The 17,511-nt window shown below is 42.9% G+C and carries 21 protein-coding genes; 20 read left to right on the forward strand and 1 reads right to left on the reverse strand.

Annotated features, from left to right (window positions below; genetic code table 11):
- Window positions 1–143: 143 nt before the first annotated feature.
- The 17 genes from LCL89_RS03055 (at window position 144) to LCL89_RS03135 (ending at window position 14,865) form a co-directional block, all read left to right on the forward strand.
- A complete protein-coding gene (locus LCL89_RS03055) occupies window positions 144–917 on the forward strand; it encodes a CheR family methyltransferase (RefSeq protein ID WP_224807619.1) in 774 nt (257 codons plus the stop codon).
- 146 nt (window positions 918–1,063) lie between these two features.
- Complete coding sequence (gene aroC, locus LCL89_RS03060; RefSeq protein ID WP_197316186.1) at window positions 1,064–2,233, forward strand: chorismate synthase; 1,170 nt, start codon at window positions 1,064–1,066, stop codon at window positions 2,231–2,233.
- A 1-nt stretch (window position 2,234) separates the two neighbouring features.
- The gene (aroB, locus tag LCL89_RS03065; RefSeq protein WP_224807620.1) at window positions 2,235–3,314 is read left to right on the forward strand and encodes a 3-dehydroquinate synthase; all 1,080 of its coding nucleotides are present in this window, start codon (window positions 2,235–2,237) and stop codon (window positions 3,312–3,314) included.
- Window positions 3,311–3,673 carry a chorismate mutase gene (gene aroH, locus LCL89_RS03070; RefSeq protein ID WP_224807621.1) on the forward strand — a complete coding sequence of 121 codons (363 nt, stop codon included), beginning with the start codon at window positions 3,311–3,313 and terminating at the stop codon, window positions 3,671–3,673. The genes aroB and aroH overlap by 4 nt, the downstream gene beginning before the upstream one ends.
- Before the next feature lie 13 nt (window positions 3,674–3,686).
- Window positions 3,687–4,781 (forward strand): histidinol-phosphate transaminase, encoded by a 1,095-nt coding sequence (gene hisC / locus LCL89_RS03075; RefSeq protein ID WP_224807622.1) that lies wholly within the window; start codon window positions 3,687–3,689, stop codon window positions 4,779–4,781.
- Entirely contained in the window at window positions 4,781–5,881 is a 1,101-nt protein-coding gene (locus tag LCL89_RS03080) for a prephenate dehydrogenase (RefSeq protein ID WP_224807623.1), read from the forward strand. The genes hisC and LCL89_RS03080 overlap by 1 nt, the downstream gene beginning before the upstream one ends.
- Before the next feature lie 12 nt (window positions 5,882–5,893).
- Complete coding sequence (gene aroA / locus LCL89_RS03085) at window positions 5,894–7,183, forward strand: 3-phosphoshikimate 1-carboxyvinyltransferase (RefSeq protein ID WP_224807624.1); 1,290 nt, start codon at window positions 5,894–5,896, stop codon at window positions 7,181–7,183.
- 65 nt (window positions 7,184–7,248) lie between these two features.
- Window positions 7,249–8,115 (forward strand): hypothetical protein, encoded by an 867-nt coding sequence (locus LCL89_RS03090; RefSeq protein WP_224807625.1) that lies wholly within the window; start codon window positions 7,249–7,251, stop codon window positions 8,113–8,115.
- Between the two features lie 18 nt (window positions 8,116–8,133).
- Complete coding sequence (locus LCL89_RS03095; RefSeq protein ID WP_197316180.1) at window positions 8,134–9,393, forward strand: tetratricopeptide repeat protein; 1,260 nt, start codon at window positions 8,134–8,136, stop codon at window positions 9,391–9,393.
- 21 nt (window positions 9,394–9,414) lie between these two features.
- The gene (locus LCL89_RS03100) at window positions 9,415–9,975 is read left to right on the forward strand and encodes a ReoY family proteolytic degradation factor (RefSeq protein WP_197316179.1); all 561 of its coding nucleotides are present in this window, start codon (window positions 9,415–9,417) and stop codon (window positions 9,973–9,975) included.
- 98 nt (window positions 9,976–10,073) lie between these two features.
- A complete protein-coding gene (locus tag LCL89_RS03105; protein WP_224807627.1) occupies window positions 10,074–10,529 on the forward strand; it encodes a DUF2487 family protein in 456 nt (151 codons plus the stop codon).
- A 131-nt stretch (window positions 10,530–10,660) separates the two neighbouring features.
- Window positions 10,661–11,167, forward strand: coding sequence for a QcrA and Rieske domain-containing protein (locus tag LCL89_RS03110; RefSeq protein ID WP_224807629.1), 507 nt, complete (start codon window positions 10,661–10,663; stop codon window positions 11,165–11,167).
- A 2-nt stretch (window positions 11,168–11,169) separates the two neighbouring features.
- Window positions 11,170–11,844: a menaquinol-cytochrome c reductase cytochrome b subunit gene (qcrB, locus tag LCL89_RS03115; RefSeq protein ID WP_197316176.1), complete on the forward strand. Its 675-nt coding sequence runs from the start codon at window positions 11,170–11,172 to the stop codon at window positions 11,842–11,844.
- A gap of 28 nt (window positions 11,845–11,872) precedes the next feature.
- On the forward strand, window positions 11,873–12,700 hold the full coding sequence (locus LCL89_RS03120) for a menaquinol-cytochrome c reductase cytochrome b/c subunit (protein WP_224807631.1): 828 nt from the start codon (window positions 11,873–11,875) through the stop codon (window positions 12,698–12,700).
- A 70-nt stretch (window positions 12,701–12,770) separates the two neighbouring features.
- A complete protein-coding gene (locus LCL89_RS03125; protein WP_224807632.1) occupies window positions 12,771–13,355 on the forward strand; it encodes a DUF1405 domain-containing protein in 585 nt (194 codons plus the stop codon).
- Between the two features lie 134 nt (window positions 13,356–13,489).
- On the forward strand, window positions 13,490–14,125 hold the full coding sequence (locus tag LCL89_RS03130) for a sporulation protein YpjB (RefSeq protein WP_224807633.1): 636 nt from the start codon (window positions 13,490–13,492) through the stop codon (window positions 14,123–14,125).
- A gap of 65 nt (window positions 14,126–14,190) precedes the next feature.
- Window positions 14,191–14,865, forward strand: coding sequence for a zinc metallopeptidase (locus tag LCL89_RS03135; protein WP_197316172.1), 675 nt, complete (start codon window positions 14,191–14,193; stop codon window positions 14,863–14,865).
- A 40-nt stretch (window positions 14,866–14,905) separates the two neighbouring features.
- Here the strand turns inward: LCL89_RS03135 and LCL89_RS03140 are convergent, their stop codons facing one another.
- Window positions 14,906–15,781, reverse strand: a complete 876-nt coding sequence (locus LCL89_RS03140) for a YitT family protein (protein WP_197316171.1) — start codon at window positions 15,779–15,781, stop codon at window positions 14,906–14,908.
- A 158-nt stretch (window positions 15,782–15,939) separates the two neighbouring features.
- Here LCL89_RS03140 and LCL89_RS03145 point away from each other — a divergent pair, with 158 nt between their 5' ends.
- Genes LCL89_RS03145 through LCL89_RS03155 form a run of 3 tightly spaced genes read left to right on the forward strand, consistent with a single transcriptional unit; the run spans window position 15,940 to window position 17,508 of the window.
- Window positions 15,940–16,284, forward strand: coding sequence for a nucleotide pyrophosphohydrolase (locus LCL89_RS03145; RefSeq protein WP_224807634.1), 345 nt, complete (start codon window positions 15,940–15,942; stop codon window positions 16,282–16,284).
- The gene (gene dapB, locus LCL89_RS03150) at window positions 16,274–17,077 is read left to right on the forward strand and encodes a 4-hydroxy-tetrahydrodipicolinate reductase (RefSeq protein WP_224807636.1); all 804 of its coding nucleotides are present in this window, start codon (window positions 16,274–16,276) and stop codon (window positions 17,075–17,077) included. The genes LCL89_RS03145 and dapB overlap by 11 nt, the downstream gene beginning before the upstream one ends.
- Before the next feature lie 14 nt (window positions 17,078–17,091).
- On the forward strand, window positions 17,092–17,508 hold the full coding sequence (locus tag LCL89_RS03155; RefSeq protein WP_197316168.1) for a methylglyoxal synthase: 417 nt from the start codon (window positions 17,092–17,094) through the stop codon (window positions 17,506–17,508).
- Window positions 17,509–17,511 lie beyond the last annotated feature (3 nt).

Below are 17,511 nucleotides of genomic sequence, written 5' to 3' on the forward strand. Positions count from 1 at the left end.
ATTCATTGACGCAGTTATACTTTCAAGGCTGAACCTATGAATAATCAGTGAGTCATCGCTTGTGAAGAAAGGATTCAAATTTTACTTATTCTATTTGTTCCAGTAGTCTGATAGTGAATGTTCATTATGAAGGGGAACGAATGATGACTGATGGGTACGTTGATTTTATTAGAAGGTTTCATATAAAGACAGGCATTGATTTATCACTTTATAAAGAAGCACAAATGAAAAGGCGCTTGACGACATTAAGAAATAAGCGGGGGTTTGCGGGTTTCGGTGACTACTTTGAAGCTCTGATTACCAATCCACATCTATTGGAAGAATTGAAAGAGAGGATCACAATTAATGTATCAGAGTTCTATAGGAATAAAGCAAGGTTCGAGGTGTTGGAAAATAAGATACTTCCCGTTCTACTTGGTCAAAAACGAAGGCTTAATATTTGGAGCGCAGCTTGTTCAACTGGAGAAGAACCGTATACAATAGCGATGATTTTAAGGAGCTATCTCCAACCTGGTCAATTTAAGATCACTGCAACAGACTTGGATACGGCTTCATTGAAAAAGGCTGAAAAGGGATTCTATCCAAAGCAGCAGCTGAAAGAAGTTTCTCAGACTGCCATGAATCAGTATTTTGAAGAAGAGACGGATGGATACAAGGTAGTGGACGAAATCAAACGAAGTATCACTTTCAAGCAGCACAACCTTTTATCAGAACCTTACCCTGCAGGATTTGACTTGATTGTCTGCCGTAATGTCCTCATTTACTTTACTGAAGAAGCCAAGCAGGAAGTTTATATGAAATTTCATAGAGCGTTGAATAAAGAAGGATTTTTATTTGTAGGAAGCTCTGAACAGATTTTTTCACCGGATCGATTTGGGTTCGCTTTGTTTGACTCCTTTTTCTATCAAAAAAGATGATATATACAAATGTAAGCGTTATATATATAGATAATAAAAAAATTTGAATATTTAAAGAACACAAACATGGAAGCTTATGATATAGTAGTACATAAATTTTCAGCTGAAACAGAGCTGAGGTATCAATTGATAGGAGGGATGAGTCCATGCGCTATTTAACTGCTGGTGAATCACATGGAAAACAATTGACGACGATCATCGAAGGGGTGCCTTCGCATTTACCTCTTCTAAGAGATCAAATCAATGAGTCTTTAATCCGTAGACAAGGCGGATACGGACGTGGCAAACGTATGCAGATTGAAAAAGATTTAGTAGAAATTACAAGTGGTGTGCGTCATGGATATACATTAGGTTCTCCAATAACTTTAGTCGTACATAATGATGATTTTAAGCATTGGACAGATATCATGGGAGAAGACCCTTTACCGGAAGATACAAAGAATATCCGTCGTACTGTGACTAAGCCCAGACCTGGTCATGCGGATTTGAATGGCGGTATGAAGTATGGCCATCGAGACATGCGTAATGTTCTTGAAAGGTCTTCGGCTCGTGAAACAGCTGCCAGAGTTGGTGCCGGAGCCGTTGCCAAAGTACTGCTGAAAGAACTGGGTATTGAAGTGGCAGGTTATGTTCGGGAAATCGCAGGTATTGTAAGTGATGTGGACGAAAACCTGACATTAAAGGAACGAAGAGAGATATCAGAAGCTTCTCCTGTCCGCACTTTTGATGAAGGAGCGGCACAAAAGATGATGGAAGCGATCGATCAAGCCAAAAAAGAAGGAGATTCTATCGGAGGCGTAGCCGAAGTTTACGTAGAAGGGATGCCCCCTGGTTTAGGTTCATACGTACAATACGACCGAAAGCTTGATGCAAAAATTGCAAGCAGTGTAATGAGTATCAACGCGTTCAAAGGGGTGGAGTTCGGCATCGGTTTTGAAGCAGCACGCCGAAATGGAAGTCAGGTTCATGATGAAATTCTTTGGGATGAAGAAAAAGGATATTCCCGCCGTACCAACCGACTAGGTGGATTTGAAGGTGGAATGACCACGGGCATGCCGATTGTCGTCAAAGGAGTCATGAAACCGATCCCTACTTTATATAAACCGCTCCAAAGTGTAGACATCGAAACAAAGGAGCCTTTTTCAGCAAGTATCGAACGTTCGGACTCATGTGCAGTCCCTGCTGCATCCGTCGTCATGGAGCATGTCGTCGCTTTCGAACTGGCCAAAGCGATCACAGAAGAATTCCCGGCTGACTACTTTCCACGCTTGAAACGTGCAGTGGACGATTACCGTGAGGAAGTACGAGGGTTTTAATATGGATGCTCTCCTCATTCAAGCAAGCAATCATGATTATGAGGTCGTTTTTGAAGCGGGGGTTCGCCATCGACTCTCTGAGCATATAAAGAAGGCTTATACGTCGATTCATATCATCTCGGATGAGCAGGTAGCCGGTTTATATCTTTCTTCGATAGTGAAGAGCCTGGAAGCTGATCATCAAGTGCACACTTCTATCGTTCCAGCTGGTGAAGCATCTAAGAGCATGAAACAATATCAATACCTTTTAGATCGATGTGTGGAAAGTAAGATGGATCGCAACTCGCTGATTATAGCTCTCGGAGGAGGTATGATAGGCGACTTGGCTGGCTTTGTAGCATCCACTTATTTGCGCGGGGTGGAATTTTGGCAGATGCCGACGACCATTTTAGCTCATGACAGCAGTGTCGGCGGGAAAGTGGCTATCAATCACCCTGCTGGAAAGAATTTAATCGGAAGTTTTTATAACCCAGCCAAAGTCGTTTATGATATTGAAACCCTGGTTACTCTCCCTGATCATGAGCTTCGCTCAGGGTATGGGGAAGTAGTCAAGCATGCATTGCTGTCAGACAAAGAATGGTTTTTTGACCTTTTAAACAGTAGGATTGACACCCTTACTAAGGATCATATATCAAATGATCTTCGTAAGGGTATAAGGGTGAAAGCGGATATAGTCGAGCAGGATGAACGTGAGCATGGGATAAGAAAACACTTGAATCTTGGCCATACACTGGCCCATGCACTTGAGGCTGAGCTTGGTTATGGAACAGTCACTCATGGAGAAGCTGTTGCAGTGGGAATCTTGTTTGCCATGCAGCTAAGTAAAGATATACTCCATTCGGATTTACCAGTAGATGATTATGTAAACTGGTTGGATGAAAACCACTATCCAATGAAAGTGTTGAAAGAAGTAAGCCCTGAAGTGTTGGTGAAGCGTATGAAATGGGATAAAAAGGCTGTGGATGGAAAGATCCATTATATTCTTCTTGAGCAAATTGGTTCTCCAATCCTCCACCAGATTTCAGATAAAGAACTTCTCAGGCATTTGAATCGTTTTTATAGCGAGGTGGTCTATTCATGATCAGAGGGATACGAGGTGCGACAACTGTTGAAAATAACCATGCTGATGAAATCGTCCAAAGGTCCGCTGAGCTACTAAAGGATCTCGTGCAGCAAAATGGGATCCAGCCGGATGATATAGTTTCTGTATTTTTCACGGTGACTGAGGATGTGACGGAGGCCTTTCCTGCTAAAAGCATACGTGAACTGGAAGGTTGGACGTACGTCCCGGTCATGTGTATGCGGGAAATCCCAGTCCCCGATAGTTTACAGAAATGCATAAGGGTCATGGTTACAGCTGAAACCACAAAGGACCAAGCTGATATCCATCACATCTATCATCATGAAGCACAAGAACTGAGACCAGATTTAAAGAGATGAGAGGAGAATACTTATGAAAGCAAAAGAAATTTTAAAAACGATGAAACCATATAAGCCCGGAAAGGGAATTGAAGAAGTAAAAAAGGAATTCGGTTTGGAGCGAATCGTCAAACTGGCTTCAAATGAAAACCCGTACGGTTTCTCACCAAAAGTTGCTGAAGAACTGCCTAAGCTGATTTCTCATTTGGAAATCTATCCGGATGGGTATGCAGCTGCCATCCGTAAAAAAGTGGCTGATTTTATAAACGTAAATGAGGAACAATTGATCTTTGGTAACGGGTCAGATGAAGTGGTTCAAATCATTTGCCGTGCTTTTTTAGAGCAGGGTGCGAATACCGTCATGGCTACACCGACCTTCCCGCAATACCGTCATAACGCTTTGATTGAAGGAGCAGAAGTGAGAGAGGTCCCATTAGTAGACGGGCACCATGACTTGGAAGAGATGCTTGCACAGATCGATGCCGACACCCGTGTTTTGTGGATTTGTACGCCGAATAACCCTACAGGTGTTCATATCGATCGTGAAACGATGACATCCGTTTTAGATCGCGTACCTGAGCATGTGCTCGTAGTGATGGATGAAGCTTATTATGAATATCTCGAATCTGATGACTACTTGGAATCTCTCGAAGTTCTCGATCAATATCCTAATTTGATGGTTCTTCGTACATTTTCAAAAGCGTATGGCCTGGCAGGACTTCGAATCGGGTACGGGGTGGCTTCTCCAGAAATCATCCATGCCTTAGAGCCGGCGCGGGAGCCATTTAACACATCCACCGTGGCACAAGCTGCCGCTTTGATCGCGATCGACGATCAAGACTTTATTCAAAAGTCAGTGAAAGAGAATAAAGAGAATAAAAAAGCATTGATGCAATTCTGCGATGAGAATGGTCTGACTTACTATGATACTCAAGCGAACTTCTTATTGATTCACCTTCCGATCAGTGGAGACGAAATGTTCAAACACCTATTGTCCAAAGGATTCATCGTCCGTTCAGGTGAGGCGCTGGGACTTCCAAATTCAATCAGGCTTACAATTGGAAAGCGTGAGGATATGGAAAGCATCCAGGAGGAAATGAAACAAAAGATTGCACCAGGCGTGAAATGATGAAAAAGAAAGTACTGTTTGTCGGCCTGGGACTTATCGGCGGCTCCCTTGCCATGAATGCATCTAAGAAAGAAGACGTCTTCATCATGGGCTTGGATGAGAATGAAGATTCTTTGAATTCCGCATTAAAGCATGGAGTCATCGACCAGGCTGTCAGAGATTTCAAAAGAGCGGTAAAAGAAGCAGACATCTGTGTTCTGGCTACACCCATTTCAATTACGATCGAATACTTGAATCTATTAGATACGGTCGATCTACAAAAGCCTTTACTCGTGACAGATGTTTCTTCTGTAAAAAATAAAGTGCTGGATGCTGCCAATCAATTGCAGCATCCGATGATTTCATTTGTTGGAGGCCACCCGATGGCGGGATCTCACAAACAGGGGTATACGGCTGCTAAACCTCATTTGTTTGAAAATGCGATTTACGTGTTGACTCCATCTGTTCATGCTTCAGATAAAGAAGCTGAACAGTTGAAGGAGCTGTTTTCTGAAACGAATGCAAGGTTTTTGACATTTTCCACCCGTGAACACGATGAAATGACGGCTGTCATCTCTCACTTTCCACATTTGATTGCATCATCTCTCGTTCATCAAGCGAAAGACTGGCAGGTGACGCACCCGTATATAGAACATTTGGCGGCGGGCGGCTTTAAGGATATTACCAGAATCGCCTCAAGCAACCCGAAGCTTTGGCAGGATATCTTTTTCCAAAACCGTACGCTGCTCATTTCCATGATTGATGACTGGGTAGAAGAAATGGGGAAAGTACGAACGTTTTTACAAGAGCAGGAGAGCGACCGTACATACCAGTACTTACTTGAAGCGAAACAATATCGGGATGGCTTACCTAAAAAAGAAAAGGGTGCGATTCCATCCTTTTATGACATTCACGTGGATATTCATGATCAGCCGGGTGCGATTCATGATGTCATCGGTCTGCTTGCGCAACATGAAATCAGTATTAAGAACATACAGATACTTGAAATCCGGGAAGGCATCACAGGCGTATTGAGAATCAGTTTTGCAACAGAACAAGATCAACTTGCAAGTAAACATGTGCTAGAGCTCCACCAATATGAAGTTATGCTTCAACAGTAAAGGGGTGAAAGGATGTCTACCATTGAATTGACACCACCGAAAAAAGGAATAAACGGAACGATAGAAGTCCCGGGGGATAAATCGATCTCACATCGTGCGGTCATTTTTTCAGGAATAGCAGAGGGGACGTCGAAAATCACCAATTTCCTGACGGGTGAAGATTGTATGCGGACCGTCCAGGCGTTCCGTCAGATGGGAGTTTCAATCGAACAGCATGAAGATGAACTCACTGTCCACGGGAAAGGAATTCGTTCTTTGAGCGAACCTGTCGCCCCGATCAATTTCGGCAATTCTGGGACAACCGCACGATTGATGAGCGGAGTCCTTGCAGGTCTCCCGTTGTTTTCAACTGCTTTCGGTGATGAATCGCTCTCTAAGCGGCCGATGGATAGAGTCGTCGTTCCCTTACGTGACATGGGAGCGAAAATCAGTGGCAGAAAAAACGGCGGACTGCTTCCTCTTTCTTTTGACGGTAGTCGATTAAAAGGGACTACGCATGAACTACAGGTGAGAAGTGCACAAGTCAAATCTTCATTACTGCTTGCGGGAATGCTGGCTGAAGGTGAAACGAAAGTGATCGAAGCAGGGACAACTAGAAACCATACGGAAATGCTTATGCCTCAATACGGTATCGACTTAGAAGTTGAAGGTCGAGTGATTACAATAAAAGGTGAACAACAGCCAAAGGCGGCTGATTTGAGAGTGCCGGGTGATATTTCTTCTGCTGCATTTTTTATTGTAGGTGCAGCCATTACACCTGGCAGTAGGCTGACGATCCGTAATGTAGGTCTGAATGTCACAAGGAATGGAATTGTCCAAGTGATGAAGTTGATGGGAGCAAATATCACTACAACCGTCCATACTCATATTGGTGACGAACCTGTAGGTGATATCCATGTTGAGTCAAGTACATTGAGTGCCATTTCCATTGAAGGTGATATGATCCCGAATGTGATTGATGAAATTCCTATCCTGGCTTTGGCCGCTACGCAAGCGGAAGGGACGACAGAAATCAAGGATGCCAAAGAACTGAGATTCAAAGAAACGGATCGAATAAAAGCGGTTGCTGAAAATCTTAGAAAATTAGGTGCCAAAGTAGAAGAGAGGGAAGATGGTCTTCAAATCGAAGGGGAAGCATCTCTATCAGGAGGAACGCTTCAGTCATTTGGAGATCACAGAATTGGAATGATGGGCGCGATCGCCTCTCTCATTTCAGAAAATGTCATTTCCATTCAGGATAAAGAATGCATCAATATTTCCTATCCTTCTTTTTTCAATGATTTAAAAAAGGTACTTCTTTAATTTATTTTCATAGTTTCCATATAGCTCTCATACGATATAAAAAGCCTGATGGAGGTTTGTATCGTATGGGAGCTTATTGGTTCAAGGTAGAAAAAGATAGTAAGGAACTTTTTGAAGAATGGACAGTATATGGTCAAAAGTTCGTTAGAGACCGAGTGGGGCAGGAACATTATATGTACATGGATCTATCAACCTTTGATGTGACTCCTGGATTAGTGTTTATGGATATTAATCATCCACTTGAAGGCTCTCCACATCCTCACCAAACAGCGGAAGAATACATAAAAAGAGGATGTACCCTTCTACTGATTCAACACCTAGTGTCTAGCATACGGCATTACCGGGAGGTTTATGACTCTTTATTGAAAAAATTAGAGGGTCTTCCATTGGATTATATGATAATCCCGACGGTGCCGGCTAAGATCGTCCGACCTGAAATGGTCCGCTACTTTGCTAGGAAGGGATGCCCCTTTTTATGTATTGAAGTGAACAATGTAACTGATTTTGCTAATGTTTCTTGGGAATGGCTGGCTCAGGCACAAGGGCACAAGCGGATTCCTTTGACAATATTCGTCAAAGATTCCGAAAATACGAATGAGAACTACCCGGAATTGTGGTCTTCACTTTGCAATCGATATGATATCATTAGACTATCAGACTTACAGGACGATGAAGTGGTATCTGGTCAAAACTTGAAGGATAGTGGGATCTTTCCTCATAAAGGGAGTTTCATCACAGGTGGCCAAGCCGATTACAACTTGTCATTGAAACAAAAGGTTCCATTGTTTGATGAACAAGCCAAATTCAGATATCATGATGCTGTTCCAAATGTTACTGTAATGAATGGAAAAGTGAAGCAAGTGAATCAAAAGGTTGTAGACCGTGAGCCTGGCTCACATCTCACAGTGAAGGTTCATAAGCATTTTGTGTAAGAAAGAAAGGATGTCATCATGGAGGAAATACAAAAAGCCATCCGTCTGATGGAAAGTCAGAAGACGGAAGAAGCAATAGATACACTCACTAAATACCTGCCGGAAGCTGATGAAGAGGAACGGTTTACCATTGCTGAACTCTATCTTCAGTGGGGAATGTTGAATGAAGCGAAAATGATTCTGCAAGAGCTTATGCAGCGCTACCCTAAGGAACAGGAATTGAAAGTCATGATGGCAGAGATCCACATCGACTTGGATGAAGACGACGAAGCGATAGAAATTCTGAATCAGTTTGGACCAGAAGACGAAGATTATCTTCAAGCTCTCGTCCAATTGGCCGATTTATATCAAGCCCAGGGGCTCTACGAAGTAGCAGAACAAAAACTGCTTACCGCAAAAGAGGTGGAGCCGAATTCTGCAATCATCGATTTTGCACTAGGAGAACTGGCTTTTTCAAATGGAGAATATGCTAAAAGCGTACCATACTATGAAAATGCCATGCATCACCAGCCGGTGATCGGTGATATAGAAGTAGCCACCCGACTTGCTGAAGCATACGCAGCCAACGGGGACTTTGAACAGTCACTGGAGTATTTCCAAAAGGTAGAAGAAGAAAACCCCGATGTCATGTTCCGCTATGGATTTGTCGCTTTCCAAGCGAATCGAAATGATATAGCGATCCATGTCTGGGAGCACCTGATCGATAAAGACCCATACTTCCATTCCGTATACCCACACCTGGCTCAAGCCTACGATTCTGAAGGAATGCCGAAAGAAGCGCTTGAAATGGCTAAAAAAGGGTTGGCGAAAGATGAATATAACAAAGAGCTTTACCATCTTGCTGGTACACTCTCTCACAGACAAGGAAATAAAGACGAAGGCTATCAGATGATGCGTGAGGCTGTGGCACTCGATCCTGGTTATAAAGAGGCTGTACTTTTCCTTATCGAAAACTATAAAGAAGACGGGGATTACGAAGCAATTATTGAATTGATCAACCAACTTCTATCCATGGGAGAAGAAGATCCGAATTATTTATGGGAGCTTGCGCAAGCCTATGAAGAAGAAGAACAATTTGATGAGGCCTTGGTTCAATATCAACAAGCTTATCCATCACTCAAAGAGGATTCCGACTTCTTGAAATCATATGGTTACTTCCTCGTAGAAGAAGGCCGTATGCAAGAAGGCTTGCGAACTTTCAAAGAGTATTTAGCGATTGATCCGACGGATACCGAAATTGAAGAATTTGTTGAGAGGCTGCAAGAACAGAACGATTAATAAGGCGCAGGAGGGGCGCATATGCAAACACCTATTTCTGTCGATGAGAAAAAGGATTTTGTCCGCTGGTTTTTAAATCATTATCAATTGAAAAAACGAGAGAGCGTTTGGATTCTCAACTATTTAATGAATCATGAGTCGTTGTTGTCGAGTGTCCATTTTGTCCAGGAAGTGAAGTTCTGCCCCAGGGGAATGGAAATCAGTGCCCAGGGAGTTTCCGATCCTCCGTTCAGGTTTTATAAAGGTCAGGTCATGACGAACGATGCGGAGAAATCCTTTCATGATTTAAGAATGAACCAGGATGAGCCGGTGTACATCCAAATGAATTTTGATAATGCACAGCAGTCCTCCAAATATGCTCTCGTCCTTGAGGAAAACCCTTACCTTCCAAAAGATTATTATTTGAATGATCGCGATCGGAATGAAGCGAACCGTTTGTTAACCCTCAGTCTCTTAAAACATCGGCAAAGGGAAGTGGAAAGTCGAATAGATGAAGCTTTGGTCAGTGGAAATCGCGAACAATTTAAAGTTTTGTGCAAGGAAGTTACGAAAATCAAAAAAGAGATGAGTTCGTTCCTATAATAAAATAAGTAGTCAGGAGCATCGACAGATGTCTCCTGATTTTTATTTTTTACAAAGTTTAGTACAATGTTTATAACAAATAAAAGGATGGATGAATGATGCGCTGGACAAAGACAGATACTACCCAATACTTACCTGAAAAAGAATATGTTGATACAGTGTTGATCCCGTTGATTCCATTCGACCCTGCTTCGGATGGTCATATGGTGAAACAGGCGTATCAAAAGGAATTGAACCACGTTTTCACCAACTTAATCGAAAAAGAATATAAAGGCCGGATTTTCCTGGCTCCGGATTACCATTATTTGAACGGGCAGAATGAAAGGGAATTGGACCGTGTGAATCAATGGATTGCCACTTTTGAAAAGCAGCCGTTCAAACATATTTTCCTGTTCACATTCGATCCGAAATGGAAAAAGCATGAGTTTGATTTAGAAGGGGAATTGATTTGGGTACCCGGGCCGAGTTCGGGGAATATCCAGTCAACAGAAACTCAATCGTTTGTTAAAGAACAAGCCCATCAAATCAGTGAATTGATCCAAGCATATTGGTAAATCGAAAAGTTACGACAAGGTTTGATAATTTATTGACCGCGCCTTCAGATTGCGCTATCATGGTAATGTCCTAGTAAACTGTGTGTAAACAATCCATGTCGCATGGATTCCAGCATAGAGGGGGGAAAAGAATGAGCGATAAAAAACGAGTATCCCGTCGTCAGTTTTTGAACTACACATTGACTGGTGTAGGCGGTTTCATGGCTGCTGGTATGATGGCACCAATGGTTCGATTTGCGATCGATCCGGTTTTGAAATCTCAAGAAGGCGGCGATATGCATTCCGTTGCTTCTATTGATGAAATTACGAATGAACCACAACGTTTCGAGTGGACCATTGAACAGGTTGATGCCTGGTATGAATCAGAAGTTCAAAAGACGGCTTGGGTCTACAAAGATGAAAATGGCGAAGTTGTAGCGTTATCACCAATCTGTACACACTTAGGTTGTACGGTTGACTGGGGTTCCCAGGAGGAACACCCTAATGAATTCTTCTGTCCATGTCATGGTGGACGTTATACTAAAGATGGTGTCAACGTGAAAGGTACTCCACCGACAGCACCTCTGCCGTATTACGATCACAAAGTAAAAGATGGCATGCTTTATCTTGGTGATACAATTTCTAGAAAGGGGGAATAGACATGCTGCAACGAATTTATGATTGGGTGGACGAGCGTGTTGACATTACCCCGTTATGGCGAGACATCGCCGATCACGAGGTGCCAGAGCATGTTAACCCGGCCCACCATTTTTCTGCTTTCGTTTACTGTTTCGGAGGACTGACATTCTTCGTAACTGTTATCCAGATTCTATCTGGTATGTTCTTGACGATGTATTACGTACCTGACATAGAAAATGCTTGGAAATCTGTTTATTATCTTCAGAGAGAAGTAGCTTACGGTCAGATTGTACGCGGTATGCACCACTGGGGTGCCAGCCTTGTAATCGTAATGTTATTCCTACATACGTTACGAGTATTCTTCCAGGGCGCTTATAAGAAACCTCGTGAATTGAACTGGGTAATCGGAGTTCTATTATTCTTTGTCATGTTAGGTCTAGGTTTCACTGGATACTTACTTCCGTGGGATAACAAAGCGTACTTTGCAACTCAAGTAGGTCTTGAAATCGCCGCAGCGACTCCGTTTATCGGAGATGATATCCGTACGTTACTTGCAGGTGATCCAGAGATTGTAGGAGCACAGACGTTGACTCGTTTCTTTGCGATTCACGTATTCTTCTTGCCGGCTGCATTGTTCGGATTAATGGCATTCCACTTCGTTTTAATCCGTAAACAAGGTATTTCCGGACCACTATAAAATGTAAGTCAATAAAGGAGGGAAAGCTGTGCATAGGGGAAAAGGGATGAAGTTCGTCGGTGACTCACGAGTCACGGCGGAACAAAAAGCCAATTTACCAAAAGACTATTCGGAATATCCAGGTCGTACAGAAGCCTTCTGGCCGAACTTCCTTTTGAAGGAATGGCTTGTAGGGTCAGTATTCTTGATCGGGTTCCTTATTTTGACTGCTGCTCACCCATCACCACTTGAGCAACAGGCGGATCCGACAAACGCTGCGTATATTCCATTGCCAGACTGGTATTTCTTATTCTTATACCAATTCTTGAAATATGAATTTGCAGGCGGGGAATTCATCGTACTCGGTGCGATCGTCATGCCTGGTTTAGCTTTCGGAGCTTTATTACTTGCTCCATTCTTGGATGTAGGACCTGAACGTCGTCCTCACAAACGTCCAATTGCAGTAGGACTGATGATCCTAGGGTTCATCGCTACTTTCTGGTTGACGTTTGAATCTGTTCAACATGCTGACTATGAAATGCGTTCTGAAAAATATAGCGTAAACGTTGAAGCAGTTGAATCTGAAATCAACAAAGACCATCCCGGCTACGCTGCTTATGAAGCTAACTGTCTGAGCTGTCACGGCGACGCTCTTCAAGGACAAGGAAACTATCCTTCACTGACGGATACAGAAAAGTCTGTAGAAGAGATCAAAGACATCGCTGTAAATGGTATCGGATCTATGCCTGCCGGTATTTTCAAAGGCTCTGACGAAGAGCTTCAGCAATTAGCTGAATTCATCAAAAATGCTGGTTCCGGTGGTGGCGGCGAATCTGGTGGCGAAGGCGACTCAGAAAAAGATTCAGGCTCCCATTAATTGAACATAATAGTATTGCAACAAGCCGCGCTCACTCGAGTGCGGCTTTATTATTATAGGAGGTGACCTTATGAAAAATATAGTCTCCTACATATTGACCAACCGCACGTTTTTAGTGATTTTGTTTTTCATCAACCTGCTTGGCACGATCTATGGGTATATTTGGTATGAATCACAATTATCGATTACAGAACCGATTTTTCTGATATTCGTACCAGATAGTCCAACAGCAAGCTTGTTTTTCACGATATTTTTAGGTTTCTATATCTTCGGGAAACAAGTTCCTTACGTAGAGGCATTAGCTGTTATTACGCTATTGAAATATGGGGTTTGGGCCGTAGTCATGAATGGTCTCACTTTTATTGAATACGGCAGCCTTCCATGGACGGGATATATGCTTGTCATTTCACATGGGGCGATGGCTGTGCAAGGTTTATTGTATGCCCCTTATTATGCAATCAGGATGAGACACCTGGTTTTTGCAGCCGTTTGGACGCTGCATAATGATGTGATTGATTATGTCTTTGGGCAGATGCCTATTTATCCTGCCATCGTAGACCATATGGATGAAATAGGGTACTTTACGTTTTGGTTGAGCATTTTCTGCATAGGGGCTGCTTATGCTGTGACTCAGCGCAAAACAGCAGCGGTCTAAATTTTGTGATGAATTCATAGACTCTCTGTAAGACCTTTTATGGAGAGGGGAGAAGTGAAGTGGGACGAGCAGTTTTAGTAATTTTTTGTTCCCTTTTTTTCACGCTCACGCCGTTCAACCAAGCATATTCGACAATGTTGGAAGATAAAAATCAATGGCAGTCGTTTACCGATCAATATAGATGGCTTATTGAAGATGGGAAATTCGAGCTGGCAGAACGTATGTTGCATAGACGCCTTCCTCACATGGAACAATATATAAAAACGTTAAAAACAGAAGAGCAGACCGTGTGGAGGGACTTGTTGACCGTTTTGCTTCAAGATGAAGGAACTCCGACTGAAAAGGATGTCTTCCGATTTCAAATGATGGTGAATGTAAGTACAGCTCCTGACCCTATAGTAGAAGCTGGGACTTTTGTTCAGGACTTAAAAGGTGCGCTTGAAAATCCGTTTGCTTCCATTGTGAAAATAGAGTCGCAATGGGAAGTAATCGCTCCAATGCTTGATGCGTATTACGAAAAAGAAGCCGTGAGTGAAATTTCTGAGAAGATAAGAACACTCTCCCATGAAGACACGTTTTATACAAGAGAAGCTGCAATTGAAGCTGTGGGACAACTGCTGGATGCCCCTGAGGAAATTCGTATGGATGCACTTTGGTGGACCGCTTTTTTAGTCGGTGGTACGATAGTTTTGACACTCTTCTATGTAGCTTTGCAGAAGATGAAAGCGAACCAAAGACAATCTCGCTCAAAGAGAAGAGATAATAGTTGATTTTTTTGACTAGTTTGACTAAAATTGACCTATAAAGATCAACATCCAAGACGGAGGAATGAAACATGAGTTTTATTATTTATTTTGCCCTGCTTTTAATTATTCCATTGTGGGCACAGTCGAAAGTGAAAAAAACGTATAAGAAATATTCAAAGGTTCCAACATCATCATCATTGACTGGTGCAGAAGTAGCACGAAAAATCCTTGATGATAATGGATTATATAATGTAGCTGTCGAAGAAGTCAGAGGAAAGTTATCGGATCATTATGATCCTCGCTCCAAGGTCGTCCGATTGTCATCTGACAACTATCATGGGCGCTCAGCAGCTGGAGCAGCCGTAGCTGCCCACGAAGTCGGACACGCGATTCAAGATGCGCAGGATTACGCATTCCTACGCTTCAGGAGTGCGCTGGTACCTGTTGCGAGCTTCGGTTCTAACATCTCTATTTTCCTGATCATCGGCGGTTTCCTTTTCGGCATGATGAACTTGGCTCTGCTTGGAATCATTTTCTTCGCAGCGGCTGTATTGTTCCAACTGGTCACTTTACCTGTTGAGTTCGACGCTTCCAACCGGGCCATGAGCCAGTTGGTTTCAACCGGGATCATTCGTAACGACGAAGAGCGTCAGACGAAGAAAGTGTTGAATGCTGCAGCGATGACTTATGTTGCTGCTGCACTTGTTGCCCTTGCTGAACTGATTCGTTTTATTCTGATGTTTACAGGAATGGGAGAAGAATAATACGAGCAAAACGCCCGATTCATTACGAATCGGGCGTTTATTAGTCTTCCAGTGGTTTTTTATCTTCATCTAATGTGAATCCCTCTCCCATGACATCATGAACGTGGCTGACTGCCACGAAAGCATGGGGGTCAATTTGATCGATGATGGATTTTAGTCTTACAATTTCATTTTTACCAATGACACAATATAACACATCACGTTTCGCACCCGAAAAAGACCCTCTTCCTTCAAGGACAGTGACTCCCCGGTCCATTTCCTTCATGACTTGAGCAGAAATCTCATCACTTTTCTCTGAGATGATGGTCGTTCCCCGGGCGGCATAGGCTCCTTCCTGGATGAAGTCGATGACTCTTGCTCCTACGAAAACGGCTACTAAGGTATACATCCCTTTGATCGAATTCAAATAAGTGATGATGGAAACGAAAATAACAACAGCATCGAAAACGAACATGGCACGGCCCATACTCCAGCCTAAATATTTATGAATCAGTCGTGCAATAATATCGACGCCACCAGTCGTTCCACCATATCTGAAGATGACACCAAGGCCGACACCAATAAAAACGCCGGCGAACAATGAAGCGAGGGTCAAATCGTCGGCCAGGTCAATTTCAATCATATACTCCTGGAAAATTCGGATGAAAACCGACACTCCGACAATACCGATCAACGAATACAAGAATGTATTTCTTCCTAGTATCTTCCACCCTACAATCAGCACGGGAATATTAAGTACTATGTTCATGACAGCCGGATCCCAATCGAATAAGTATAATAGCAATAACGTAATGCCGGTGAAACCACCCTCTCCAAGCTCATTTTGAATATTAAAGTGAACCAGTCCGAAAGAGAAGATCGCTGCACCGATAATAATAAAAATCAAATTTTTCAATCGTAATCCAAAAATTTTCAATCTCTCACCTCCACGATATGGTCAAGTCGCACGATTATTATTATAGAGAACTTCTTTACAACCGGCAATCCATCACATAGAAACCGAAAAATTTGTCAAACAGGTTCCTTTTGGCTACCATTTAGGGAGATACTTATGATAAGGCGGGGAATGACAAAATGAATTTTACGACAAAAGATATACAAAAGCGTGTAGACGAATACATATCTCAATTTAAGGAAGGCTATTTCTCTCCATTAAGTCTGCAGGCGAGACTGACAGAAGAAGTAGGAGAACTGGCTCGTGAAGTCAATCATCGATACGGGGAAAAACCAAAGAAATCCTCTGAAAAGGAGAAAGCGTTAGAAGAGGAGTTAGGGGATGTCATCTTCGTATTGACTTGCTTTGCTAATTCTCTTGATATAGACCTTTCAGAAGCATTTGAACAATCGATGAGCAAAATAGAAACTCGTGATAAGAATCGTTGGACGAGAAAAGAAGGGGAAAATACCAATGAAGGATAACATACGTATTATTGTCGCCGGCCCTAGAGGGAAAATGGGGATGGAAGCTTTGAAAATGATTGATAAGCAGTCGAATTTTTCTCTTGCAGCCTGCATCGACCGTAAAAATGATGGACAAAAGGTAAGCGATATAGATGGACTTCCTGATTTGGATGCTCCAATCTATACTAATCCTGAAAACGCCCTTATGGAAACGGAAGCAGATGTATTATTAGATTTAACAACACCGGAATATGGTTATAAACATGGAAAACTCGCACTGGAATACGGTGTGCGTCCCGTCATAGGAACGACAGGTTTTTCTCAAGATCAATTGGATGAATTGACCAGGCTGGCAGAAGAAAAGGGCATAGGTGCGGTAATTGCTCCGAACTTTGCTGTCGGGGCTGTGTTGATGATGCAGTTCTCCAAATGGGCAGCTAAGCATTTTCCTGATGTAGAAATCATCGAAAAACATCATGATCAAAAATTGGATGCCCCATCAGGGACAGCTGTCAAAACGGCGCAATTAATCCAGGAAGCGCGCGAGCCTCATCAGCAGGGTCATGAAGAAGAAGAGGAGACCTTGAAGGGAGCCCGTGGAGCGGATATTGATGGTATGAAAATACATAGTATGCGCCTGCCTGGGCTGATCGCCCACCAGGAAGTCGTTTTCGGAGGCCTCGGGCAAACGTTGACGATCAAGCATGACTCTCATCATCGCGAGTCGTTCATGAGCGGTGTTAAGTTATCAGCTGAAAAAGTGATGGATTTAGATGTTCTTGTCTATGGCCTGGAACACTTGCTTGATTAAGGGGAGGAATGACTTTGAATATTGCATTGATTGCCCACGACGAAAAGAAAAAAGATATCATACAATTCGCAGTCGCTTACCATCATATTTTGAAAGGTCACACTTTATTTGCAACAGGAACGACAGGTAAACGTATTTCTGAAGAAGCTGATCTGACCATCCATCGTTTCAAATCCGGTCCTCTAGGAGGCGATCAGCAAATCGGAGCGAAGATTGCTGAAGATGAGATGGATATGGTTTTATTTTTCCGAGACCCGCTTACTGCTCAACCTCATGAACCTGATATCACCGCACTCATACGTTTGTGTGATGTGTACCAGATCCCATTGGCGACAAACATGGCCGGGGCGGAAATTTTGGTTCGTGCCTTGGATCGTGGAGACCTTGCATGGAGAAGTATCGTAAAAGATAAGAAGAACAACCAGGAGTGAATG

Source organism: Halobacillus yeomjeoni (genome assembly GCF_020171525.1).
GTDB lineage: Bacteria > Bacillota > Bacilli > Bacillales > Halobacillaceae > Halobacillus > Halobacillus yeomjeoni.